The organism is Jiangella sp. DSM 45060 (assembly GCF_900105175.1).
In the GTDB taxonomy this organism is placed as follows: Bacteria; Actinomycetota; Actinomycetes; order Jiangellales; family Jiangellaceae; genus Jiangella.
Map to the genome: position 1 here is coordinate 2191238 of NZ_LT629771.1, position 24414 is coordinate 2215651.

The 24414-nt window shown below is 71.2% G+C and carries 21 protein-coding genes and 1 tRNA gene; 17 read left to right on the forward strand and 5 right to left on the reverse strand.

The window, feature by feature from the left end:
• The first annotated feature begins 17 nt into the window (after window positions 1–17).
• Genes sufD through def form a run of 7 tightly spaced genes read left to right on the forward strand, consistent with a single transcriptional unit; the run spans window position 18 to window position 5268 of the window.
• Entirely contained in the window at window positions 18–1235 is a 1218-nt protein-coding gene (gene sufD / locus BLU82_RS09750) for a Fe-S cluster assembly protein SufD (protein ID WP_092619095.1), read from the forward strand.
• Between the two features lie 29 nt (window positions 1236–1264).
• The gene (sufC, locus tag BLU82_RS09755; RefSeq protein WP_092619098.1) at window positions 1265–2023 is read left to right on the forward strand and encodes a Fe-S cluster assembly ATPase SufC; all 759 of its coding nucleotides are present in this window, start codon (window positions 1265–1267) and stop codon (window positions 2021–2023) included.
• Between the two features lie 29 nt (window positions 2024–2052).
• Window positions 2053–3318, forward strand: a complete 1266-nt coding sequence (locus tag BLU82_RS09760; RefSeq protein ID WP_092619101.1) for a cysteine desulfurase — start codon at window positions 2053–2055, stop codon at window positions 3316–3318.
• Entirely contained in the window at window positions 3315–3773 is a 459-nt protein-coding gene (gene sufU, locus BLU82_RS09765; RefSeq protein WP_092619104.1) for a Fe-S cluster assembly sulfur transfer protein SufU, read from the forward strand. Before BLU82_RS09760 ends, sufU begins: the two co-directional genes overlap by 4 nt.
• Entirely contained in the window at window positions 3770–4087 is a 318-nt protein-coding gene (locus BLU82_RS09770; protein ID WP_092619107.1) for a metal-sulfur cluster assembly factor, read from the forward strand. The genes sufU and BLU82_RS09770 overlap by 4 nt, the downstream gene beginning before the upstream one ends.
• Window positions 4084–4719, forward strand: a complete 636-nt coding sequence (locus tag BLU82_RS09775) for an HAD family hydrolase (protein WP_092619110.1) — start codon at window positions 4084–4086, stop codon at window positions 4717–4719. Before BLU82_RS09770 ends, BLU82_RS09775 begins: the two co-directional genes overlap by 4 nt.
• A 3-nt stretch (window positions 4720–4722) precedes the next feature.
• Window positions 4723–5268, forward strand: a complete 546-nt coding sequence (gene def, locus BLU82_RS09780; protein ID WP_092619112.1) for a peptide deformylase — start codon at window positions 4723–4725, stop codon at window positions 5266–5268.
• Between the two features lie 9 nt (window positions 5269–5277).
• Here def and BLU82_RS09785 read toward each other — a convergent pair whose 3' ends face one another.
• From BLU82_RS09785 to BLU82_RS09800, 4 genes are read right to left on the reverse strand one after another with little or no spacing between them, the layout of a single operon-like run.
• The gene (locus BLU82_RS09785) at window positions 5278–5547 is read right to left on the reverse strand and encodes a hypothetical protein (protein WP_092619115.1); all 270 of its coding nucleotides are present in this window, start codon (window positions 5545–5547) and stop codon (window positions 5278–5280) included.
• Between the two features lie 15 nt (window positions 5548–5562).
• Window positions 5563–5793: a bacteriocin immunity protein gene (locus tag BLU82_RS09790; protein WP_092619118.1), complete on the reverse strand. Its 231-nt coding sequence runs from the start codon at window positions 5791–5793 to the stop codon at window positions 5563–5565.
• A gap of 40 nt (window positions 5794–5833) precedes the next feature.
• Window positions 5834–6256, reverse strand: coding sequence for an SRPBCC domain-containing protein (locus BLU82_RS09795; RefSeq protein WP_092619120.1), 423 nt, complete (start codon window positions 6254–6256; stop codon window positions 5834–5836).
• A complete protein-coding gene (locus tag BLU82_RS09800; RefSeq protein ID WP_092619123.1) occupies window positions 6256–6579 on the reverse strand; it encodes a helix-turn-helix transcriptional regulator in 324 nt (107 codons plus the stop codon). Before BLU82_RS09800 ends, BLU82_RS09795 begins: the two co-directional genes overlap by 1 nt.
• Window positions 6580–6697: 118 nt before the next feature.
• Here BLU82_RS09800 and BLU82_RS09805 point away from each other — a divergent pair, with 118 nt between their 5' ends.
• From BLU82_RS09805 to BLU82_RS09825, 5 genes are read left to right on the forward strand one after another with little or no spacing between them, the layout of a single operon-like run.
• The gene (locus BLU82_RS09805; RefSeq protein ID WP_069114102.1) at window positions 6698–7066 is read left to right on the forward strand and encodes a GntR family transcriptional regulator; all 369 of its coding nucleotides are present in this window, start codon (window positions 6698–6700) and stop codon (window positions 7064–7066) included.
• The gene (locus tag BLU82_RS09810; RefSeq protein WP_092619126.1) at window positions 7063–7941 is read left to right on the forward strand and encodes an ABC transporter ATP-binding protein; all 879 of its coding nucleotides are present in this window, start codon (window positions 7063–7065) and stop codon (window positions 7939–7941) included. The genes BLU82_RS09805 and BLU82_RS09810 overlap by 4 nt, the downstream gene beginning before the upstream one ends.
• Complete coding sequence (locus BLU82_RS09815; protein WP_092619129.1) at window positions 7938–8675, forward strand: hypothetical protein; 738 nt, start codon at window positions 7938–7940, stop codon at window positions 8673–8675. The genes BLU82_RS09810 and BLU82_RS09815 overlap by 4 nt, the downstream gene beginning before the upstream one ends.
• Window positions 8676–8702: 27 nt before the next feature.
• Window positions 8703–9620, forward strand: coding sequence for an ABC transporter ATP-binding protein (locus tag BLU82_RS09820; RefSeq protein ID WP_092625655.1), 918 nt, complete (start codon window positions 8703–8705; stop codon window positions 9618–9620).
• A gap of 14 nt (window positions 9621–9634) precedes the next feature.
• Window positions 9635–10366 (forward strand): ABC transporter permease, encoded by a 732-nt coding sequence (locus BLU82_RS09825; protein WP_092619132.1) that lies wholly within the window; start codon window positions 9635–9637, stop codon window positions 10364–10366.
• Here BLU82_RS09825 and BLU82_RS09830 read toward each other — a convergent pair whose 3' ends face one another.
• Window positions 10367–11794 carry a PLP-dependent aminotransferase family protein gene (locus tag BLU82_RS09830; protein ID WP_092619136.1) on the reverse strand — a complete coding sequence of 476 codons (1428 nt, stop codon included), beginning with the start codon at window positions 11792–11794 and terminating at the stop codon, window positions 10367–10369. It abuts the gene before it with no gap.
• Window positions 11795–11891: 97 nt separating this feature from the next.
• Between BLU82_RS09830 and BLU82_RS35960 the strand changes: the two genes are divergently transcribed.
• The 5 genes from BLU82_RS35960 (at window position 11892) to BLU82_RS09855 (ending at window position 24169) form a co-directional block, all read left to right on the forward strand.
• Entirely contained in the window at window positions 11892–12020 is a 129-nt protein-coding gene (locus BLU82_RS35960; protein ID WP_255367106.1) for a hypothetical protein, read from the forward strand.
• Window positions 12021–12088: 68 nt separating this feature from the next.
• Window positions 12089–12162, forward strand: a tRNA-Pro gene (locus BLU82_RS09840).
• Between the two features lie 860 nt (window positions 12163–13022).
• On the forward strand, window positions 13023–17306 hold the full coding sequence (locus BLU82_RS09845; RefSeq protein WP_157740773.1) for a LamG-like jellyroll fold domain-containing protein: 4284 nt from the start codon (window positions 13023–13025) through the stop codon (window positions 17304–17306).
• Window positions 17307–17410: 104 nt separating this feature from the next.
• Entirely contained in the window at window positions 17411–20740 is a 3330-nt protein-coding gene (locus tag BLU82_RS09850) for a beta-N-acetylglucosaminidase domain-containing protein (RefSeq protein ID WP_092619145.1), read from the forward strand.
• A gap of 363 nt (window positions 20741–21103) precedes the next feature.
• Complete coding sequence (locus BLU82_RS09855; protein ID WP_172885566.1) at window positions 21104–24169, forward strand: family 20 glycosylhydrolase; 3066 nt, start codon at window positions 21104–21106, stop codon at window positions 24167–24169.
• Window positions 24170–24414: the final 245 nt, after the last annotated feature.

Consider the following 24414-nt stretch of genomic DNA (forward strand, 5'->3'; position numbering starts at 1 on the left):
CCCACGAGAGAGAGCAGATGACCACCGACACGGCTCAGCAGGCCCAGCACGGCCTCACCGAGCACTCGCACGGCGCCGGCGCGCCCGACCACGGCGGCAGCGCCTTCGACACCGTCGCCTCGTTCGACGTCGCCGACCACGTCGTGCCGCGCGGGCGCGAAGAGGAGTGGCGCTTCACGCCCATGGCGCGGCTGCGCGGCCTGCACGACGACGCCCCGCTCGACGGCCACGACTACGAGGTCAGCGTCGACGCCGCCGCGCCGGTGGTCGTCGAGACGGTCGAGTCCACCGACCCGCGACGGGGCTCGTCCGGCTACGTGCCGAACGACCGCCCCAGCGCCCGGGCGTGGGCCGAGGCCGACAAGGTGCTGGCCATCACCATCCCGGCCGACGCGGTCGTCGAGCAGCCGACCATCGTCCGGCTGCGCGGCCTGAGCGCCGAGAAGGCCGCCGCCGGCCACGTCGTCATCACGGCCGAGCGGTTCAGCCAGTCCGTCGTCGTCCTCGAGCACGAAGGCTCGGCGGCGTTCGCCGACAACGTCGAGATCGTCACCCACGACGGCGCCCGGCTCACCCTGGTGAGCCTGCAGGACTGGGCCGACGACGCCATCCACCTGTCGCACCACCACGTCAGCGTGGGCCGCGACTCCGTCGTCAAGCACGTCGTGGTGAGCTTCGGCGGCGATCTCGTGCGCACGTCGGTCACGCTCGACTACGCTGCGCCCGGCGGCGACGCCGAGCTGCTCGGCCTGTACTTCGCCGACGCCGGCCAGCACCTCGAGAAGCGCCTGTTCGTCGACCACAACCAGCCCAACTGCCGCAGCAACGTGCTCTACAAGGGCGCGCTTCAGGGCGCGAAGGCGCACGCGGTGTGGATCGGCAACGTGCTCATCCGGCCGGCCGCCGAGGGCATCAGCACCTACGAGCTCAACCGCAACCTGGTGCTCACCGACGGCGCCCGCGCCGACTCCGTCCCGAACCTCGAGATCGAGACCGGCGAGATCGAGGGCGCCGGGCACGCCAGCGCCACCGGCCGGTTCGACGACGAGCAGCTGTTCTACCTGATGGCGCGGGGCATCTCCGCCGACGAGGCGCGCCGGCTGGTCGTGCGCGGCTTCTTCACCGAGCTGATCAACAAGATCGGCGTCCCGGAGATCGCCGAGCGGCTGACCGCCACCGTCGAGCGCGAGCTGGCACTGGGCGAGGGCCTGCCGGCCGCGTCGACCACGCACTGACCACCGAGAACACCCGAGAGGCATCGAGAATGAGCACCCTGGAGATCCGCGACCTGCACGTCTCCGTCGAGACCGAGGCCGGCCCCAAGGAGATCCTCCGCGGCGTCGACCTCACCGTCCGGAGCGGTCAGACGCACGCCATCATGGGCCCGAACGGGTCCGGCAAGTCCACTCTGGCCTACTCGCTGGCCGGGCACCCGAAGTACACCGTCACCAGCGGCGAGGTGCTGCTCGACGGCGAGGACGTGCTGGCCATGACGGTCGACGAGCGGGCCCGCGCCGGCCTGTTCCTCGCCATGCAGTACCCGGTCGAGGTGCCGGGCGTGTCGGTGTCGAACTTCCTGCGCACCGCCAAGACCGCCGTAGACGGCGAGGCGCCGAAGCTGCGCACCTGGGTGAAGGACGTCAAGCAGGCCATGGACCAGCTGGCCATCGCCGACGACTTCGCCGAGCGCGACCTCAACACCGGCTTCTCCGGCGGTGAGAAGAAGCGACACGAGATCCTGCAGCTGGAGCTGCTGAACCCGAAGTTCGCGGTGCTCGACGAGACCGACTCCGGCCTCGACATCGACGCGCTGCGGGTGGTGTCCGACGGCGTCAACCGCTTCTCCGCGGGCGGCGACAAGGGCGTGCTGCTGATCACGCACTACACGCGCATCCTGCGCTACATCAAGCCCGACTTCGTGCACGTCTTCGTCAACGGCCGGGTGGCCGAGGAGGGCGGCCCGGAACTGGCGGAGAAGCTGGAGGAGAAGGGCTACGTCGACTACGTCGGCACCCCCGCCTGATCCGCCGCACCAGACCAAGAGGAGCCATCGTGAGCGCACCGCACAGCCCGCTGGACGTGGATCGGGTCCGCAAGGACTTCCCGATCCTCGAACGGCGGCTCGCCGGTGACCACCCGCTGGTCTACCTCGACTCCGCGAACACCTCGCAGAAGCCGGCCGCTGTCGTCGAGACCCTCGCCGAGCACTACACGCGCCACAACGCCAACGTGGCGCGCGCCGTGCACCAGCTCGGCGAGGAGTCGACGGCGGCCTACGAGAGCGCCCGCGACAAGCTCGCCGCGCTCATCAAGGCGCCCAGCCGCGACGAGGTCATCTTCACCAAGAACGCCTCCGAGGCGCTCAACCTGGTCGCGCACACGCTGGCCAGCGGCCTGGCCGACGACCCGCGGTACCGCCTGGGGCCCGGCGACGAGATCGTCGTCACCGAGATGGAGCACCACTCCAACATCGTCCCGTGGCAGCTGGCGGCGAAGCGGACGGGCGCGGCGTTCCGCTGGTTCGGGCTCACCGACGACGGCCGGCTGGACCTCTCGACCATCGGCGAGCTGATCAACGAGCGGACGAAGATCGTCTCGCTGGTGCACCAGTCGAACAGCCTCGGCACCGTCAACGACGTCGCGACGGTGGTCGCGCGGGCCCGCGAGGTGGGCGCGCTCGTCCTGCTCGACGGCTCGCAGTCGGTGCCGCACCAGCCCATCGACGTCACCGAGCTGGGCGTCGACCTCCTCGCGTTCACCGGCCACAAGATGGTCGGCCCCACGGGCATCGGCGTGCTGTGGGGCCGCCGCGAGGTGCTCGACGGGCTGCCCCCGTTCCTAGGCGGCGGCGAGATGATCGAGACCGTCGCGATGACGGGCTCGACGTTCGCGCCCATCCCGCACAAGTTCGAGGCCGGCACGCCGCCCATCGCGCAGGCCATCGGCCTCGGCGCGGCGGTCGACTACCTCACCGGTATCGGCCTCGACCGCATCCACGCGCACGAGCAGGCGCTGACGGCGTACGCGCTCGACAAGCTCAACGCCATCGACGGCGTCCGGATCATCGGGCCGAACTCGACGGAGTCCCGCGGCGGCACCGTCTCGTTCGTCCTCGACGGCGTCCACCCGCACGACGTCGGCCAGCTGCTCGACGAGCGGGGCGTCGCCGTCCGCGTCGGGCACCACTGCGCCCGTCCGGTCTGCGTCCGCTACGGAATACCCGCGACCACCCGAGCGTCGTTCTACCTGTACACGACGTTCGACGAGATCGACGCGCTCGCCGACGGTCTCGACCAGGTGAAGAGGTTCTTCGGGTGAGTGACAGCCTGTACCAGGAGATCATCCTGGACCACTACAAGCACCCGCACGGGCGCGGCCTGCGCGAGCCGTTCGGCGGCGAGGCGCACCATGTCAACCCCACATGCGGCGACGAGATCACCATCCGGGTCGCGCTCGACGGCTCGACCATCGCCGACGTCTCGTACGACGGCCAGGGCTGCTCGATCAGCCAGGCGTCGGCGAGCGTCCTGCACGAGCTGCTCACCGGCTCGACGGTCGAGGACGCCTTCGCCGTGGAGAAGACGTTCACCGAGCTCATGCAGGGCCGCGGCCAGGTCGAGCCCGACGAGGACGTGCTCGGCGACGGCATCGCCTTCGCCGGCGTCGCCAAGTACCCCGCCCGGGTCAAGTGCGCGCTGCTGAGCTGGATGGCGTTCAAGGACGCGACCGCCCGCGCGCTCTCCGCCGGGCCTACCGAGGAGGAGACCCGATGACCACCACCGTCGACCTCGAGGACCTCAAGGAGGCCCTCCGCGACGTCGTCGACCCCGAGCTGGGCATCAACGTCGTCGACCTCGGCCTGATCTACGGCGTCAGTGTCGACGAGCAGAACGTCGCCACCGTCGACATGACGCTCACCAGCGCCGCGTGCCCGCTCACCGACCTCATCGAGGAGCAGGCGACGGCCGCCACCGACGGCCTGGTCGCCGAGCTGCGCATCAACTGGGTGTGGATGCCGCCGTGGGGCCCCGACAAGATCACCGACGAGGGGCGAGAGCAGCTGCGCGCGCTCGGTTTCAACGTATGAGCGCGCCGTCGACGGTCGTCTTCGACCTCGGGGGAGTGCTGGTCGACTGGGACCCCCGCTACCTGTACCGCACGCTGCTGCCGTCCGAGGCCGAGATGGAGCGGTTCCTCACCGAGGTCACGACGCCTGAGTGGAACACCGCGCAGGACGCCGGCCGCTCGTGGGCCGACGCGGTGGCGGAGCTGTCCGAGCGGCACCCCGAGCACGCGGAGCTGATCGCGGCCTACGACACCCGCTGGATCGAGACCCTCGGCGGGCCCATCGACGGCACCGTCGAGCTGCTGAGCGAGCTGCGCGACGGCGGCGAGGTCGGGCTGTACGCCCTGACCAACTGGTCGGCGGAGAAGTTCCCGCACGCCGTCGAGCGGTTCGAGTGGCTGTCGTGGTTCGAGGGCATCGTGGTGTCCGGCACGGAGCGGCTGGTCAAGCCCGACCCGCGGCTGTTCCAGGTGCTGCTCGACCGCTACGGCCTCGACGCGTCGTCGACGGTGTACATCGACGACAACCCGCCCAACGTCGATGCCGCCGCGGCGCTCGGCATGACCAGCCTGCACTTCACCGGCCCGGACCGGCTGCGCGACGAGCTGTCGCAGCTGGGCCTGGTCGCGTCCGATCGCTCGTCCGAGGAGTAACCCATGGCCGTCCGCCCGATCCGCCTGTTCGGCGACCCGGTCCTGCGCACCCAGGCCGAGCCGGTGGTCGACTTCGACCGCGAGATCCAGCAGCTGGTCACCGACCTCGTCGACACCATGCAGGCGGCGCCCGGTGCCGGCCTCGCCGCCCCGCAGATCGGCGTCTCCCTGCGCGTCTTCACCTACGACGTCGACGACGTCGTCGGCCACCTGATCAACCCGACGCTGGAGCTGTCCGAGGAAGAGCAGTTCGGGCCCGAGGGCTGCCTCTCTCTGCCCGGCCTCGAGTACGACTGCCGCCGCGCGCTGCGCGTCGTCGCGCACGGCTTCAACATGTACGGCGACCCGGTCGCCATCGAGGGCTCGGAGCGGCTGGCCCGCGCCATCCAGCACGAGACCGACCACCTCGACGGCATCCTCTTCATCGACAAGCTCGACCGCGAGGCCCGCAAGGCCGCGATGAAGGTCATCCGCGAGGCCGACTGGGCCGGCGAGCAGGCCCCCGTCATCCGCGACTCGCCGCACGCCACCTTCGGCCGCGCCATCTGACGGCGCCGGTCAGGCGAAGAAGGCATCGGGAAGCCTCGCGACCGCTCGCGCCATGTGGTCGGCGGCGACCCGCTCGACGACGATCAGCCGGGCGATCGACACCGGCCGCCCGGCCGCCAGGTCGTCCTCGATGTCCTGCCGCAGCCGCCCCGGGTCGTAGAACGTCACCCGGTGCGTGCCGCCGCCGGGCGCCGTCACGTCCGCTGCGAACCACCCCTTGGCCTCGACCTCCCACGCGTAGTCGCCGAAGTCGGCGGGCAGGTGCAGCTCGTACGTCATGGGTGGCGGCGCGGGTCAGAGGGCGATCGGGCGGTAGGCGAGCGCGCGGTCCACGACCTCGTCGGGTGTCGGCTCGTGATCGAACTCGCGGTCCGGCCAGAAGATGAGCCCCAGCGCACGCGGATGCGGAACCGCAGCCTCGAAGTCCTCGGCGTCGCGATCCGCCTCGGCCTCGGAGGTGTACTCGCCCGCCTGTAGCCGTGCGACCAGATCGATCAGCCGTTGTCGCTCGCTGGGGGTCCTCATGCCGGCACGATATCCGGCCGCCCGACGCCGACCATGATGCTCAGTGGCCGGCGGCGAAGTCGTACGCGACCAGCCGGGCGAGGCAGTCGTTCCAGCCCTGGGCGTGGTTCGCGCTCTCGCCGGGGTCGGTGAACCGCTCGTGCGTGACGACGACGTCGGTGCCGCCGTCGGCGCCGGCCAGGAACTCGACCGTCACCAGCGTCTCCGCGTCCTCGCCGTCCCACCGCCAGGTGTGCACGAGCCGGGCCGGCGGCTCGACGGCCGCGAACTCGCCGCTGACGGCCATGCCGGCCGCGGCCGACGCGATGCGGAAGCGGCCGCCGACGCGCAGGTCGACGTCGCAGGTGGGGGCGAACGAGGCGGGCCAGTACCAGCGCGCGAGCTCGGAGGGGTCGGTCCACGCCCGCCACACCCGCGCGGGCTCGGCCGGGACATGCCGCTTGAGCTGCAGCGTCAGGGGCATCACGACGGGTTCTCCTTCAGGTAGCCGGTGAGCGCGTCCAGCCGCTCGTCCCAGTAGGCGCCGTACTCGGCCAGCCAGGCGGCGGCGTCGCGCAGCGGCTGCGCAGTCAGCGTGCAGTACCGCCGCCGGCCCTGCTTCGCCGTCGCCACCAGGCCGGCCCGCTGGAGGACCGCGAGGTGCTTCGTCAGCGCGGGCAGGCTGGCCGCCAGGGGAGTGGCCAGCTCCGTCATCGTCGCAGGCCCGAGGCGTAGCCGTTCGACAACGGCGCGCCGCGTCGGGTCGGACAGCGCGGCGAAGACGACATCGAGGCGGGACGCGGACATGGCCACGCACAATACTTCACCGACTGGTGAACCATCAACCCCCGCTTTTGCGTTCGCTGGTTCTGTGGTGCTACGGTTCATTAGTAAAGTAAGGAACCTAAGAACCGAGGGGGTGCGCATGTTCGACGACCGGAGCCCGATCTACCACCAGATCGCGGAGTCCATCAAGAACGACATCCTCAGCGGCGAGTTGGGAGCTGACGAGCAGGTGATGTCCACCAACCAGTACGCGGCCTACTACCGCATCAACCCGGCGACGGCCGCCAAGGGCTTCCAGCAACTGGTGGACGAAGGCGTCCTCTACAAGCGGCGGGGGATCGGCATGTTCGTCAGCCCGCAGGCCCGCGACGCGCTGCTCTCGCAGCGGCGCGAGCGCTTCTTCGCCGACGTCGTCGAGCCGATGGTCGCCGAGGCCCGGGTCATCGGCATCCCGCTCGACGACGTCGTCGCCCGCATCCAGACGCTGAAGGGGCGTGAGTCGGCATGACGTTCGGCATCGACATCCAGAACCTCACCGTCCGCTACCCGGGCGTCACGGCGGTCGACGACCTCACACTGAAGCTCGAGGGCGGCAAGATCTACGGGCTGCTCGGCCGCAACGGGTCGGGCAAGACCACGCTGCTGTCGCTGATCGCCGCGTTCCGCCGGGTCACCGACGGCAGCATCCTCGTCGACGGCCGGGTGCCGTTCGAGAACGAGGAGCTGACGCAGGACATCTGCCTGGTCCGCGAGAGCGGCGACGTCGTCGTCGAGGGCGAGAGCGTGAAGGCCATCCTGCGCCGGGGCCGGCGGTTCCGGCCGCGCTGGGACGACGAACTCGCGCAGCGGCTGATCGACCTGTTCCAGGTGCCGGTGAACCGCGGCGTCACCAAGCTGTCGCGCGGGCAGCGCTCGGCGCTCGGCATCGCCGTCGGCCTCGCCTCGCGGGCGCCGCTGACCATGCTCGACGAGTCCTATCTCGGCCTCGACGCGCCGTCGCGGTACGCGTTCTACGACGCGCTGCTCGAGGACTACATCGAGCACCCGCGCACGATCATCCTGTCGACACACCTCATCGAGGAGGTCTCGCGGCTGTTCGAGCAGGTCGTGATCATCGACCACGGCCGGCTCGTCGCCCACGACGACACCGAGACGCTGCGCATGCGCGGCGCCGCGGTCGTCGGCCCGGCCGCCGCCGTCGACGACTTCACCACCGGCATGACGGTCCTCGGCGAGCAGCGGCTCGGCGGGACGAAGTCGGTCACCGTCTACGGCGAGATCCCCGCCGACGCGCGCGCCGTCGCCACCGACTGGGGGCTGGAGCTGTCGCCCGTCGCGCTGCAGGACCTGTTCGTCCACCTCACGAAGGGAGACCCGGCATGAGCGCCACGCTCACCTACCGCCGCGCGCGGTCCTCGTTCCTGGACCTCTCGACCGGCCTCGCCAAGAGCTTCGTGCTGTTCATCGCGATCGTCGCGGTCATCTTCGGGGCCGTCGCGGTGCTCGTCCAGGTCACCAACGGCATCGACGGTGGCGAGAGCATCTGGGAGAACTCCCAGTACGCCACGCGGTACTTCCCGCTCTCGATGGGCATCATGATCACCGCGGCCTACCTCCCGGTGGCCATCGCGTCCGGCGTCACGCGGCGCAGCTTCGGCTGGGCGGGCTCCGCCATCGTCATCGCGATGGCGCTCGTCATGGCGCTGCTCGAGGCGGCCGGCTACCTCGTCGAGTACGGCCTCTACCGGGCCGGCGGCACCACGCAGACGTTCACGACGCCGCATCTGTTCGACCACGGCTACCAGTTCTGGCTCGTCGTCCCCGAGGTGTGGATCGTCGTCGCCGCCAACGTGGCCGGCGGCTGGCTGATCGGCTCTGCCTACTACAAGTGGGGCTGGTTCTGGCCGACGATCGCGTTGCCGCTCCTGCTGCTGCCGCTGCTGGCCGTCGAGGCGATCATGTCGGTCGGCTGGGCCGGCGCGGCGATGGACGCCATGGGCGCCGGCCGGCTGCCCGACGGCGTCGCGGTGCTCGCCGCGCTCGCCGTCCTGGCCCTGACGCTCGCCGGCATCCAGCGCTTCGTCCGCACCATCGACCTCCGGCCGCAGAAGGCCTGACCCATGACCCGGAAGGACGGCACCACCATGCCGATCATCGACGTGACCAGCCTGCACAAGGTCTACGGCTCGACCGTCGCCGTCGACGACGTCTCGTTCGCGGTCGAGGAGGGCGAGATCTTCGGGATCCTCGGCCCCAACGGCGCCGGCAAGACCACCACCGTCGAGTGCATCGAGGGCCTGCGGCGGCCCGACGGCGGCAGCGTCAGCGTGCTGGGCCTCGACCCCGTCCGCGACCGCGCCGAGGTGCGCAAGGTGCTCGGCGCGCAGCTGCAGGAGAGCGAGCTGCCGGAGAAGATCACGGCCGCCGAGGCGCTCGACCTCTACGCGTCGTTCTACCCGTCGCCGGCCGACCCCGCCGAGCTGCTGGCCGACCTCGGGCTGTCCGAGAAGGCCGGCACCCGGTTCGAGAAGTTGTCCGGCGGGCAGAAGCAGCGGCTGTCGATCGCGCTCGCGCTGGTCGGCAACCCGCGCATCGCCGTGCTCGACGAGCTGACCACCGGCCTCGACCCGCAGGCGCGGCGCGACACCTGGCAGCTGATCGAGCAGGTCCGCTCGCGCGGGGTCACGATCATCCTCGTCACCCACTTCATGGACGAGGCCGAGCGGCTGTGCGACCGCATCGCGCTGATCGATCGCGGCCGGGTCGCGGCCATCGACAGCCCGGCCGGGCTGATCGCGCGGGTGTCGTCGGAGCAGACGCTGCGGTTCCGGCCGTCGTCGCCCCTGGACGAGACCGTCCTCACCGCTCTGCCCGACGTCACCGACGTCCGCCGCGACGGCGCCCACTACGTCGTCAGCGGCACCGGCAACCTGCCCTACACCGTCATCACCACACTGGCCGCGCACGACGTCGTCGCCGCTGAGCTGCGCATGGACCAGGCCAGCCTCGAGGACGCGTTCGTCGCCATGACCGGCCGGTCGTTCGAGCCCGCGGCCATCTGAGAGGAGTCACGACGATGTCCACCCTGACCAAGATCATCACCGTCGAGTCCAAGCTGTTCCTCCGCGACACCACGTCCGCGGTCATGACGTTCGCGCTGCCGATCGGCCTGATGATCGTGTTCGGCTCCATCGGGCTGGGCGAGGACGACCCCGAGAACGGCATCACCAAGGCGTTCCTGCCGGTCATGGCGCTGGCGCTGTCGGCGGCCCTGCTCGGGCTGAGCGTCCTGCCGACGGTGCTCGCGACCTACCGCGAGAAGGGCATCCTGCGCCGGCTGTCGACGACGCCGGTGCACCCGGGCGACGTGCTGGCGGCGCAGCTTCTGGTCAACCTCGCCGCGCTGGTGGCGTCGGCGGTGATGGTGGTGCTGCTCGGCGCGCTCGCCTTCGACCTCGGCACGCCGTCGGACGTCGCCGGTTTCGTCGTCGCGTTCACGCTGACGGCGACGGCGCTCTTCGCGCTCGGGCTGCTGGTCGCGGCGCTGGCGCCGACCGGCAAGGCGGCCACGTCGATCGGCATGCTGCTGTTCTTCCCGAGCATGTTCTTCGCCGGCATCTGGACGCCGGGCGACCTCATGCCGTCGTGGGCCCGGCCGATCCGCGACGTGTCGCCGCTGGGCGCCGGCATGGAGGCGATGCAGGACGCGTGGAACGGGTCCTGGCCCGGCGGGACGAACCTGCTGGCCCTGGTCGTCGTGACGGTCGTCGCCGGCGCGGTGGCGGCCCGGGTGTTCCGCTGGGAGTGACTACACCACCTCGGCCAGCTGGGGCGACCGGCCGGCCGGGAGCGCGGGGAGCGAGCGCGCGGTGTCCTCCAACAGGTGGACGCCGCGCGTGAGCTCGTCCACCCGGCCGGTGTAGGGGAGGCGCAGGAACCGCTCGAACGCGCCGTCGACGCCGAACTTCGGGCCGGCGATCAGGCTGACGCCGCGGGTGAGGCCGAACAGGGCGAGCGCCGAGCTGATCGGCGCGCCCAGGCCCACCCACAGCGACGCGCCGCCGTCAGGCACCGGAACGTCCCAGTGCGGCAGCCGCTCGTGCAGCTCGCGCACCAGCACGTCGCGGTGGTGGCGCAGCTGCTCCGTGCGCCGCTGCACCAGCGCCGGGTAGTCGTCGAACACCTCGGCGGCGACCAGCTGTTCCAGCTCAGGCGTCCCGAGGTCGCCGGCCGCGCGGGCCGTGTGCAGCGCGCCCACGACGTCGTCGTCGGCCCTGATCCAGCCGATGCGCAGGCCGCCCCAGACGCTCTTGCCGAGCGAGCCGATGCTGACGGTGCGGTGGCCCTCGGCGCGCGCGGCGAACGGGACGTCGGTCCAGCCGCGGTCGATGTCGAGGTCAGCCGTCGTCTCGTCGATGACCAGGACCGTGCCCGCGCGGCCCGCCTGCCGGACGACCTCGTCGCGTTGGGCCGGGGGCATGGAGGCGCCGGTGGGGTTCTGGAAGTCGGGGATCAGGTACGCGACCGCCGGCCGGACCCGCTCCAGCGCGTCGCGCAACCGGTCGCCGTCCCACCCGTCGGCCGTGACCGGGACGGTGACCAGCCGCCCGCCGCTCACCCTGAGCCCGTCGAGCGCGTGCGGGTACGTCGGCGACTCGACGAGGACGCGGTCGGCCTGGCGCACCAGCGTGCGCGCGACGAGCGCGATGGCGTGCTGGGCGCCGAGCGTGATCATCAGCTGCCCGGGGTGGGTCGGCAGGCCGCGGGCGCTGTAGTGGGCGGCGATGCGTTCGCGCAGCGACAGGCTGCCGACGAGGTCGAAGCCGCTCTTGCCGAGCACCTCCGGCAGCCGCTCGGTGGCCCGCTGGATGATCGTCTCCAACCCGCCGATGGCCGCCGGCGCCGCCCTCGCGAAGTCGACGACGGCCGGCTCGGGGAACCCGCCCTGCCCGCCGTGCGCGTGCGGCAGCGCGACCACGCTGCCGGAGCCGCGCTGGCTGACGAGGTGGCCGGTCTCCTTGAGCGCGCGGTACGCGGAGACGATGGTCGTGCGACTGCGCTCCAATTCGTCCGCCAGCTCCCGCTCGGCCGGCAGCCGCGTCCGCGTCGGGATGCGCCCGTCGATGATGAGCAGCCTGATGCGATCGGCCAGCGCGTGGTACGCACTCTGCCCGCCGGTGTCCCACTCGCCGAGCAGCGTCCGCAGGTCCTTCGGGCCGAGCCGCGCGCTGTTCATCAGTCCAGTGTTCCATGATTGGCATCTTGTTGGAAGGAGTGGACTGGTGTTGGCTGTTGATTGGTCCTGTTTCTTCTGCACTCCTCCGGAGTTGATCATGGTCGTCGTCGCGATGGTGTTGCTGCTGGCGTGGGCCCTCTCGGCCGCCCTCTGGGCCGCCCACCACGGCGACGTCCGCCCCCAACCCCTCAGCTCCGACTACGACAGCCGCCGGCCCCGGCCCTGATGTCCGGAGTGGTGTCCCGGAGGCGCTACACTGTTCACGCTCCGCCGCCCTCGTGGCCGGGGTAGCCACGGGCTGTGGCGCAGCTTGGTAGCGCACCTGACTGGGGGTCAGGGGGTCGCAGGTTCAAATCCTGTCAGCCCGACAGAGAGGTCCTGGTAGCCGGCGGTTCCCAGAACCTTCCTGCCAGGTGTGATGTGAACCGCCCATCGAAAACCCATCACAAACCCCGCCGCTCGGCGGCGCTTCGTGGCGTCGTGCTCGGTTGCCGCGGGTCGGCTGTCGATGGCGCTGGTCGTCAGGGCCATCGGCCACGTACCTGGCCGGCATGGACGACATCACGACGCCTGCGGGCCCGTGGGGCCTGGAACCACTCATCGACATCGAGGAGCTGGCCGAGTACCTCGGCGTCCCCGGCGCACCAACGGGAAGGGTCCGCAGGCGCACCTGTTCGGGGATGGTGCGACCAGCGCGGCCGAATACCACTCTAGACCAGTATAACGCCCACCGTGCGCGACGGTGCTCGATCTGGGCCGGCGCAGGGGGCTGGTGCGCGACTCCGCCAGGCTCGACTCGCGCCGATGTCGGTGCGAAGGCGTCGATGTCGAGGCCGGCCGTCGGGTGATCGGATCGGCGTTCGATGGTGCGCCGGCGTGGTGATCGCGGCCGAGGGCTGTGCTCGTGGCCTCGGTGTTCGCCGCTCGAGCGCGCAGAGGCGCTCATGACCGGGCTCGGGAGGGCCCTCGGTGGTGCGCTCGATCCTGCGCGGCTCGAAGCTGGTGTCACTGCGAGGCGTCCCCGGCGGACGTGTCGGTGTGTCGGGGAGCGATGGAGTCTTGACAGCGGGACAGCCCGACAATACCGTCCTAGACCAGTATTCTGCCTCGCCGGGTCGTCGGCGGTCTGCCGGGTCCGGCTCCGCTTGTGGTGACAGGAACGAGGTGAGCCCTGGTGTTCTCGATATCCCCCGTGCGTCGCGCAGCCGTAGTCGTGGTCGCCGGTCTGATGGCGACAGCGCTCGGAACCGTGGGTGCGGGCTGGGCGGTGACGCCGTCCGAGGGCGGCCGGCCCGAACACTCGGAGCCGGCCGGGCCGGCGGCGCCGCTGCTCGGCGGGGACGTGCGACCGCAGGCGTTGCCGTCGACGACGCCGGCTGAGCGCGTCGAGGGCGCGCTGGCCCTCCCGGAGCACTACGCCGAACGGGTCGACCACGCGCTCGAGCAAGGGGACGATCACTGGGGGGAGCGTCTCCTCGACCTGCCGAACGGGCCCACGCTCGAGAACGTGAAACCGCTGCTGGTGCCGGCGAACCACGGTGGACCCACGGTTGCCGAGTCGCCGTGGTACTACCTGCCGTTCACCTACCCGGCGCCCGATCCGCACGAGTGGAGCGCGCAGCGTGACTTCAGCCTGCACGTGGCCGACGGCAGCGAGCTGTTGAGCCAGTGGTCCGACGAGCGCGCGTCTCAGCGGGTGAGGTTCGCCGTCGGTCCCCAACGCGACGAGTTGTTCGGCGCGGCCGAGGCGCGGTCGGACGAGCCGGAACTGCGAGACGGCTATCTCCCGATCCTCGTCAACCGCTACACGGACGCGCAGGGCGTCGCCTACGAGCGGGAGTCGTTCACCGCGACGCTGGAGCCCGGCGGGCCGTTGGTGAACCTGATCCGATTCACGGCTGACGCGTCCGGTGCCGACGCGGTGGACGGCCACCTGCGGGTCACCGTCGAGACCGCCGGTGTCGACGGCGCGGTCGCGCGCGATGGCCGGGTCACCGTCGGCGACGAGGTGATTCTCGCCCACAGCGGTGACGCGACCTGGGCGTCGCCGTGGCTCGATGTCGACCTGGACCTGAGCGCCGGGCCGGCCAGCGTCTACCTGATCGTCGCCAACGAGCCGGCCGCTCTGCCCGGAGTGCAGGCCTCCCAGGCCGTCTTCGAGCAGACGCGTGAGCAGGTGAGCGAGTACTGGCACACGCTGCTCGAGTCAGGCTCCGAGATCGAGCTGCCCGAGTCCTACGCGGCCGACGCGATGCGCAACACCCTGCTCAACAACCTCGTGATGGGCTTCAACCTCACCGTGGGCAATTCCTACGAAGGCACCTCCGACGCCTTCGCCTTCGTCCCGGAGGTCGCCGCGACCGTCACCTCGCTGGGCGACTTCGGCTACGAGGATCGCTTCCGTGAGAACCTGGACGAGCTCATGGACCGCGGCCAGGGGAGCGCCTTCTTCACCACCTGGGAGCGCGGGATCAAGCTGCAGCTCGCGGCCAACCACTATCTGCAGACCAAGGACGGTTCGCTGATCGAGGAGCGGCTCGAGACCTTCGAGTCGTGGCTTGCCGAGTTCGCGAGCCAACGCGACGCCGATCCGCATGGACTGCTGGCCAAGGCGAGGTACGCCAGCGACATCCCCGAGCCCGTGTACGGCATCCACCACCAGTCCGAGGCCTGGCGAGGCATCCGCGACATGGGTGTGGCGTTGCGGCTCATGGGCAGAACCGCCGAGGCGGACGCCTTCACCCAGGAGGCCGACGAGCTGCAGGACGCCCTGGTGGACGCGATCGACCGGTCGAAGACCACGCTGCCGGACGGCTCGATCTTCGTCCCGATCGGGCTGCTGCACGACAGCCCGGAACAGCCGTATGAGCGGCTCACCGACACGACGCTGGGCAGCTACTGGAACCTGATCATGCCGTATGCGCTCGCCACCGGTGTCCTGCCGCCCGACGGCCCGACGGCGACCGGCCTGCGCGAGTATCTGAACCGGCACGGGTCGATGTTCCTCGGGATGGTCCGGTTCAACCTCGCCGGCGGCGACCCCGGCGTCTGCCACACCAAGGGCGCTCCGTGGTGGCCCTCCTCACCGGGATACAAGTCGACCGGGATCGACCAGCAGTACGGGTACTCGCTCGGGCGGTTCCTCGCCGACTCCGAGGACGCCGACCGCCTGGGCCTGAGCTTCTACGGCATGCTGGCGCACAACTTCACCCCGAACACGTTCGTCGCCGGTGAGGGCGCAACGCTGTCGCCGTGCCCGCAGCTGGGTGAGTACTACCGGTCGCAGTACTGGCCTCCCCTCTCGCCGAACAACGCGACCTACCTGAAGGCGCTGCGGCTGATGCTGGTGCGGGAGGACGTCGACGCGGCCGGCCTGCCGACCGAACTGCACATCGCCCCCGCGACGCCGCGCGAGTGGCTACGCGACGGCGAGCGCATCGCGGTGCGCGACCTGCCGTCGTCGTTCGGCCCGATCGCCTTCGAGGTGACGTCGAGCCTGGAGGACGGCTACGTGACCGCCCGGATCGAGCCGCCCGCCGTCGAGGAAGGGCGCGCGGCCGCCGCGGAGGTCACGGTGCATCTGCGTGCGCCGGCCGGCCATCGGCTCACGGGGGTGACGGTCGACGGCGAGCAGGTGCCGTTCGACGCCTCGTCGGAGTCGGTGCGGCTCGGCGCGGTCCGCGAGCCGGTGACGGTCGAGGCGAGTTACGAGGATGCGCCCGTCAGCTCTGACGCGTACGCCGCCGTGGCCACGGCCGACACCGAGCGCACGCTGGTCGAACCCGGGGAGACGGTGGAGCTCGAGCTCGACGTCGAGACGTTGGGCCTGAACCAGGTCCGTGGCCTCGTGGACGTCGAGGTGCCGGCCGGGTGGACGGCGTCGCGGACCAAGCTGCGGTTCGACGTCGACAGCGCCGGTGAGCTCGCGTGGACGAGGCTGCCCCTCACGGTCACGGTGCCGCGTGACGCGGCATCGGGGAGCTACGAGCTGACCTTCGTCACCAAGCCCTACAGAGGTGCTGAACAGACCACCAGGGTCGACCTCCGCGTCGCCGTGCCGGCCGACGGCACCTACGCCGACCTGGTGGAACAGGCCCAGCCGGTGGGCTTCTGGAGGTTCGACGAGACCGGCGCCGGCGAAGCCGTGGCGGACTCGTCGGGCTCCGGCAACACCGGTGCGTTCCGCGGGCAGGTACAGACGTCGGCGCCCGGTGCGCTCGCCGGCGACCCGAGCTCTGCCGTCGGGCTGGTCAACGGGTACGTCGAGATCCCCGACAGCTCGTCGTTGAGTCTGACCGGCCCCTACACGCTCGAGGCCTGGGTCAGGGCGCGGGCCGGCGGCCAGCAGAGCCTCGTGGAGAAGTACCAGAGCGACCAGTGCCTGCCGTCCCGGGACGGCTACGGCGTCCGCCTGGTCGCCGGCAACAAGCTGCAGCCCTTCTCCATCGGCGGCGACCAGCTCCGCGTCGGCGCGGCCAGCGAACGCAGCGTGCGGCAGACGGTCTGGCAGCATGTCGCGTCCGTGTACGACGGGACGACCCTTCGGACGTACATCGACGGCCGGCTCCAGTCCGAGACGCCGCTGACGACGGCTCCCACGGACGGGAGCGGCAGCCTGAAGCTCGGCGCACGTGGCGACGATGCCGGCGACCTGTTCGAAGGGTGGATCGACGAGGTCGCGGTGTACGACACGGCCCTCAGCGCGGACCAGGTCGACGCCCACTACGTCAAGGGCGTTCTCGGCACCCCTGGCGAGCGGGACGTCCCCGCAGCGGAGCCGGCGGCGGTCGATCCGGTGGAGTCGCCGCAGCCGGCGGCCCTGGCCGCTCCCGGCGAGTACACGGCGCAGGTCCTGGCCGACGAGCCGGTCGGCTACTGGCGGCTGGGCGAGTCGTCCGGCACCGCCGCGCAGGACGCCTCGGGTCTGAGCAACCACGGCGCGTACACCGGCGCCGTGATGCCCGGGCTTCCCGGCGCCCTGGCCGGCGACCCGGACACCGCCGCCGAGCTCATGGGCGGCTACGTCTCCGTGTCTGACTCCGGCTCGCTGAGCCCGACCGGGCCGTTCACTCTCGAAGCGTGGGTGAACCTCAACGACGTCTGCACGCAACAAGGCGTCGTCGAGAAGTACGACGCTCCCGCCTTCAACGGCTATCTGATGCGGGTGACACCCGGCGGCCGGTTGAGCGCTTTCACCCTGGGCGGTGATGGCCAAGCCGCGGCGGTGACCGGCCAGTCCGTCGTGATGCCGGGCGAATGGCACCACGTGGTCGCCGTCTACGACGGCACGAATCTCTCCGTGTACCTCGACGGCGAACTGGACGGCTCGGTGGCCACCAGCATCGACCCGCTCGACGGTCTGGCCGACCTCAAGCTGGGCGCCAGGGGCGACGACGCCGCCGAGCGGCTGCGCGGCGGCTTGGACGAGGTCGCCGTCTACGACCACGCCCTCACGGTGGAGCGGATCCAGCACCACTACACGCTGGGGCGCCAGCCCGACGCCGGCGGCTGACGGGCATCGGCACGGGTGGGCCACCGATCGGTGGCCCACCCGCGCGTCACTCCGGCACGACACGGCTGACCAGGAACACCGACCCGACAACCAGGAGGCCTGGCATGACACACCACCCTCTGTCCTTCCGCCGGTGGCGGCGACGAGTGATCGGCGCGGCCGCCGGGGTCGCCGTCCTCGCCATCAGCCTCACACCGGTGTCGGCCGGCGGCGAGCGGATGACCGAAGCGGCCGATCCCGCGCCGTCGATCCTGCCGATGCCGCAGGAGACCGGTCCGCGATCGGGCGGCGTCCAGCTCACCGGCGAGGTCCGGGTCGTCGCCGGCGACTCCGCGGACGGGGCGGCGCTGCGAGCACTCGGGGAGGTGTTCGGGGAGTACGGGCTGACCATGCGCGTCGTACCCGAGGCCGACGCCGGGACCGGGCGGCCGGTCGTCGTGCTGGGAGGGCCGGCCGAGACACCGGCCAGTGTCGATGCCCTTCGAGCGTTCGACGTCGAAGGGCCGGAGGCCTTGCCCGCCGAGGGCTACGTCCTGGTCGCGGGCCGGGACGACCGGGGACGGTCGCGCATCGTGCTGTCCGGTGTCGACGGCACCGGGACCTTCTACGCTGTGCAGTCCCTTCGGCAGCTGCTGGCCGAGTCAGGCGCCGGGGCGCGGGTCGACGGGGTCGAGATCCGGGACTGGCCGGCGTATGGGATCCGCGGCGGCATGGAGTCCTTCTACGGGCCGGTCTGGACACAGGAGGACCGCCGCTCGCAGATCGAGTTCCTGGCCCGGCACAAGATGAACCAGTTCTTCTTCGGCCCGGCCGACGACCTGCGCACCGGCAGCGACTGGGCCCTGCCCTACGAGGCGGAGGAGTTGGCCCGTCTCAAGGAGATCGTCGACCTCGCGCGGGCCAGCCACGTCGACTTCGTGTATCGGGTCTCGCCCGAGGCGCCGATGGCGCCGAGCCGAGGCATCTGCCACGTGAGCGCGTCCGACCGCGAGAAGCTGCTGGTCCGCTTCGACCAGCTCTGGGACATCGGCGTGCGCAGCTTCGTCATCGCGTGGGACGACGTGTCCGGCAACTTCGCCTGCGAGGATGACCGGGCGGCGTACGGCGGCGACGTCTCACCCCTGGCGGCGGCCCAGGCGGACGTCACCAACTTCATGCAACGCGAGTTCGTCGAGACGCACCCCGGGGCGTCCCGCCTGGTCACGGTGCCGACGGAGTACTGGGGGACCGACCAGACGACCTACCGCGACCGGTTCGACGAGCTGCTGAGCACCGAGGTCGACATCTACTGGACCGGTCCGGCCGTGGTCTCGCCGACGATCACCTCCGATGACCTCGCCGCCGCCCAGGACGCCTTCCCGCGGCACCGGATCATGATCTGGGACAACTATCCGGTCAACGACTACGCGTCGAACCGCCTGCTGCTGGGGCCGCTGGTGAATCGCGACCCCGCGATGGCCGACGACGTCATCGGAATCTCCTACAACGAGCTGGTCCGGAACCAGCAGGCGTCGCAGATCCCGCTGGGCACGCAGGCCGACTATTCCTGGAACCCCGATGACTACGACCCCGAGCGCTCCTGGACCCACACGCTGCGGATTCTCGGCGAAGACGCCTACCCGGAGCTCCGCCTCTTCGCCGAGAACAACCGGGCGAGCATCCTCGATCCCACCGAGCGGCCCGAACTGGCCGCGCTGGTCGAGGAACTGATCTCGGCCTACACCGAGGGCCGGTCGGTGGACGACGTGCTCGACCGGCTCGACGAACAGCTGCGCCGCCTCGAGAACCTCCCGGCCCGGCTCCGGGCGCGGCTGGACGACGAACTGATGCTCTCGCAGATCGGGCCGTGGCTGGATCGGATCGGCGTGACCGGCGAAGCGGGTCGCGCCGCGCTGGACCTCCTGCGTGCCCAGGACAGCGGCCGGAGCGAGGCGGCCTGGCTGGCCCGGCGGGAGCAGGCGCGGGTACGCGGCATCCTCGACGGCACCTGGCACCAGATCGCGCCAGGGCCGATCGACCGGCTTCTCGACTTCGCGGCGCAGCAGAGCGACAGCTACATCGGCACCCACTGGTACGGCGATCTCGGGACGCCGGCCGGATCGCCGTCCGCGGCAGACGGGTCGTCGCCGGCCAACCTGGCCGACAGCCGGAACGACACCGCGTACGTCGCGGCCGGCCCACCGCAGCCCGGCGACGCGGTGACCGTGCCGATCACCCAGCCGCACAGCCTCGAGTCGGTCACGGTCGTCCAGGACGCCGACGCACCAGCGGACGGCAAGGTCCAGGCCTTGGTCGGCGACCGGTGGACCGATCTCGGACCCCTCGGCGACGGCTTCACGACGGTGCCGGGCCAGGGCCTCGCGGCGAGCGCGGTACGGATCAGCTGGGCCGCCGGCAGCAGCGCACCCCGGATCTACGAAGTCGTCCCGCACTACTCCGACGTCCTCAGCGGACGAGTCCGTCTCGACCCGCCCGGCGCGCGGATCGCGGCGGGATCGACCAAGCGGTTCGACGTCGAGCTCGAGGTGTTCGCCGACGGCGCGCTCACCGGTCAGGTCACCGCGACCGGACCGGACGGGTGGACCCTCGATCCGGCGGAGCGGCAGGTGAGACTTCGGCCCGACGGGCGGACCATCGTGGCACGCGTGCCAGTGGACATCGCCGTCCCGGCCGGGACCGCGGACGGCCGCCACCAGGTCGAGGTGACGTTCCGAAGCGGCGACGCGACGCCTCACACGGTGTCGGTGCCGGTCCTGGTGGGCGACACGAACTACCCCGATCTCGTCGACGTGGCGGGCCCCGTCGGCTACTGGCGTCTCGGCGATCCCGCCGGATCGGACGTCGCCGTCGACAGCTCGCCGACCGAGCAGAACGGCAGCTACCTCGAAGGTGCCGAAGCCGGCGCTCCGGGAGCACTCGCCGACGACACCGGCGCCGACCTCGCCGCGGGCTACGTCGAGGTTCCTCGCACCGAGCGGACCGATCTCACCGGCCCGTTCACCTTGGAGGCCTGGGTGAAGCCCGACACGATCGTCGCGTCACCGGGACAGGCGATCATCGAGAGCTACACCGGCCCGGCGGTCAACGGTTTCGCCCTCCGGGTGGACAACGGCGTGGCTCAGGCGTGGACACTCGGCAGCCCCGGACAGGGGTACGGTGTCGTCACCGGCCGGACCCGGCTCACGGCCGGCGACTGGCATCACGTCGCCGCCGTGTACGACGGCTCCCAGCTGACGGTCTACGTCAACGGGGTAGCCGACGGCAGTGTGGCCACGTCGATCTCACCGGGCAGCGGGAACGCGACCATCAAGCTCGGCGGACGCGGCGACGACAGCTTCCAGCGCCTGCGCGGAGACCTGGACGAGGCCGCGATCTACGATCGTGCGCTGTCGGCCGAGGAGATCCAGGAGCACTACCTGACCGGGGTCGGCTGACGTGCGGCTGACCGCAGCGTCCTGTGATTCGAGGATTCCGGCCCCTCACTCTGCCGGACGCTGCGGTCAGCCATCGGCTGACGGGCCGACGACACCGAACGGTGTCGGTCAATGATTGTTAATGCGCGAAATAGGCTCTATTCGTGCTTGACCGCTCACGCGAAACGCCGCTACGTTCGGTCCCTGTCCGCGGAGCCGTCCGTCGATCCGGGAGCGGGTATGCCGATGTCGTCCACCGTGCGTGCGAGTCTGGTCGCCACCGCCGCGGCGGTCATGCTCATGAGTTCCACGCTGCCATCGGCAGGTGAGTCCGGGCCGGCCCCTGGCGCCGGCCCGACGACGGCTGACGCGGCTCCTGCCGTCGTGCCGTCGCTGCAGGAATGGACCGGGGGTGGCGAGACCTTCCTGCTGCCGCCGGGTGCGCGCATTGTCGCCGACGGGGACGACGCGCGGCTGCTGGGCGCTTCGCTGGAGGCCTTCGCGGCCGATCTGCGCACCATCACCGGGCGCGAGCTGCCCGTCGTGGCCGGCGTCGAGCCGTCGCCCGGTGACGTCGTTCTCGATGTCGACGAGGCCGTGGCCGATTCGCCGGTGCAGGCCGGTGGCAAGGCCCGCGACGAGGTGTACGAGCTCGACATCGCGGCCGGCCTCACCGTACGCGGCCGGACGCCGGCCGGTGTCCAGCGTGGCACCCAGACGGTCCTGCAGCTGTTCTCGCTCGACCCCGGGCACGTCGAGGTCCCGACCGGCCACGCGCGCGACTGGCCGAAGGCCGGCGACCGCGGCTTCATGCTCGACGCCGGGCGGCACTACTACGACCCCGACTACATCGAGCAGGTCATCCGCACCATGGCCTGGTACAAGATGAACACGCTGCACCTGCACCTCACGGAGTGGAACGCCTTCCGCCTGGACAGCCCGGCCTTCCCCGGCCTGGCGCACGAAGACTCCTACACGCAGGCGGACATCGCCCGGTTCGAGGACGTCGCCGCACGGTACGGCGTCGAGATCCTCCCGGAGATCGACCTGCCCGGGCATGCCACCGCCATCGCGGACTGGGCGCCCGCGACCAAGTGGAGCTGCCCCTCGGCGGCGAACTGGTTCGAGCGCGACTTCACGCTGAACGTCACCAAGCCGGAGACCGAGGCGACGGTGGCGGCGATCCTCGACGAGTTCGTGCCGTGGTTTCGCGGTCCGCGTTTCCACGTCGGCACCGACGAGTACCCGACGGCCGGTGCGCAGGCGCAGTGTCCCGAGCTGGTGGAGTACGCGGCCCAGAACGGCTACGCCACCACCGCCGACGTCTTCGTAGACTTCATCGACCGGATGAACGAGATGGTCAAGGCGCACGGTAAGCGCACGGTCATCTGGAACTGGTGGGACCACGATCAGGACCCCGTCACTGCGCCGAGCAAGGACATCATCGTCGAGGCGTGGACCGGCGACCACCAGCCGTACGTCGACCAAGGCTACGACGTCATCAACTCCGACAGCCGGCGCTTCTACATCACGCCCTTGGCGCCGCCCGGAGGAGCGCTGCTGCCGGACACCGGCTGGATCAACTCCTCGTTCGTGCCGGCCGACGACGCCGCGGTGCAGGGCTACCTCCTCTCGCGGTGGTCCGACCAGGCCTTCGACCAGCCGGACAGCTACTTCGAGTGGTTCGCCGGGCGCCCGCAGCAGGTGCTGGCCGACCGTGCCTGGGGCGGGCCGGGCGCACCGACGAACTTCGCGCTCGAAGAGCGGGCCGACGCCATCGGAGCGCCGCCCGGCGTGGTGACCGACGTGCCGGCCGGAGCCGTTCCGGTGACGGGCGACGTGTACGCCTCGGGCGAGCCGTGGGACGCCGCCGGTGCCGCGGAGCACGCGTTCGACGGCGATCCGGGGACGTTCGTCGACCTCGCCGCCGCCGACGGCGGGTACGTCGGCCTCGACCTCGGCGCCGGTAACGAGACCCGGCTGAGCGGCGTCCGCGCGATCCCGCGCCCGGGGTCCGGGCTGGCGCGCATGGTCGGCGGCCGCTTCCAGGGCTGCGCGGACGGGCCCGACGCGGGCTGCACGGATCTCGCGGTCGTGCAGTGGCGGCCGTTCCGCGACTGGCTCGACCTTCCGGTCGCCGGCGCCGGGTCGTACCGCTGGTTCCGGTACGTGTCGCCCGACGGCGGGCACGCCAACCTCGCCGAGGTGCGGTTCCTCACCGACGCGCCGAGCGACGTGCGGACCGTCGTGCGTCCGCCGGAGACCGTGCGTGCCCTCGGTGAGAACGTCGTCACCGTCGAGTTGGAGAATCCCGGTGAGACGGTGGTGGACGGTGTACGGCTGGACGTCCGTGCGCGTGGCGGCCTCGACTTCCGCACCGTCGCTCTCGAGGTGCCGCAGGTCCCGCAGTCGCTGGCGCCCGGCGAACGGCGCGAGATCGAGGTGCGGATGCCGCTGGGGCTCGACGCCCGCCCCGGCGACTACCGCCTCCAGGTGGTCACCAGCTGGCGGACCGGCGACGGCCCCGGCGCCGGCCGGGCTCAGACGGTGCGGACCGCGACCGCGGTGCTCGGTGGCGCGCCGGTGGCGCTGACGAGCGAGGGCGGTGTCCCCATCGCCGACGGTGGCCGGACCACCGTCAGTTTGACCGCCACCAACAACGCCGCCCAGCCGGTTCGGCTGACGGTCACGCCGCGGCCGCCGGACGGCACGGCGGTGCGGCCCGGCGCGCTGCCGGTGCGCCTCGGTCCCGGCCAGTCGCGCCGCCTGACCTTCGTGGTCGACCTCGCGGATCGTCCCGGTGTGGTGCAGCTGCCCTTCGAGACCGTCGTCACCCACGATCGCACCGCCTACGACGGCCCGGCGGCGACGGTCTCGCTGAGCGTGCCCTACCCGAACCTTTCCGCGGCGTTCGATCGGCGTGGCATGACCCGCGACGACGACGTCGCGCCGGCGTGGCTCGGCGGCGGGATCGACGGCGACGGCTCGTCGATCTCGTGGGACGCGCTGGCGGCCGCCGGCGTCCAGCCGGGCGGCACCGTCCGACACGGCGGGTTCGACTTCACGTGGCCCGCCGAGGGTGGACCCGATCACCTCGCGGCGCAGGGCCAGGCGATCGAGGTCGGCGCGTCGGGCTCCGAGCTCGGTCTGCTCACCACGGGCGCGTACGCGCCGGTGACCGGTACCGGAAGCGTCCACTACACCGACGGCACCGTGACGGAGTTCGCGCTGGCCGACCCCGACTGGCACGTCGCGCCGCCAGAGTCCGACGTCGCGATCACCATGACGTACAACAACTACGCACCGGTGGGCCGGGTGGATCGCCCGACCTACGTCTTCTTCCACACCGTCCCCCTGGACGAGCGAAGGACGGTCGAATACGTGGTGCTGCCGGTTTCGGACCAGGGCGGAAAGTTCTTCCACCGGATCTTCGCGATGGCACTGCGTTGATGTCAGGGGAGACCGTCGCCGATCCGGGACGCACGCTGTGTCGCCCGTCTCGACGAGCCGATCGGGGTCGCCGTGCCCAGAGGCGGGGTGACCTCGCCAGGCGGTCGCCGCTGACCATGCACGATGCGGCGCTGGCGCCGCTCGAAACACTCGCCCTGGGCATCGAACTCGACGGTGCCGTCATGGTTCGCGTTGCGAGGTCGTCCCAGCCCTGACGTGACCGCCACCAGAGAAGGAGCCGTGCC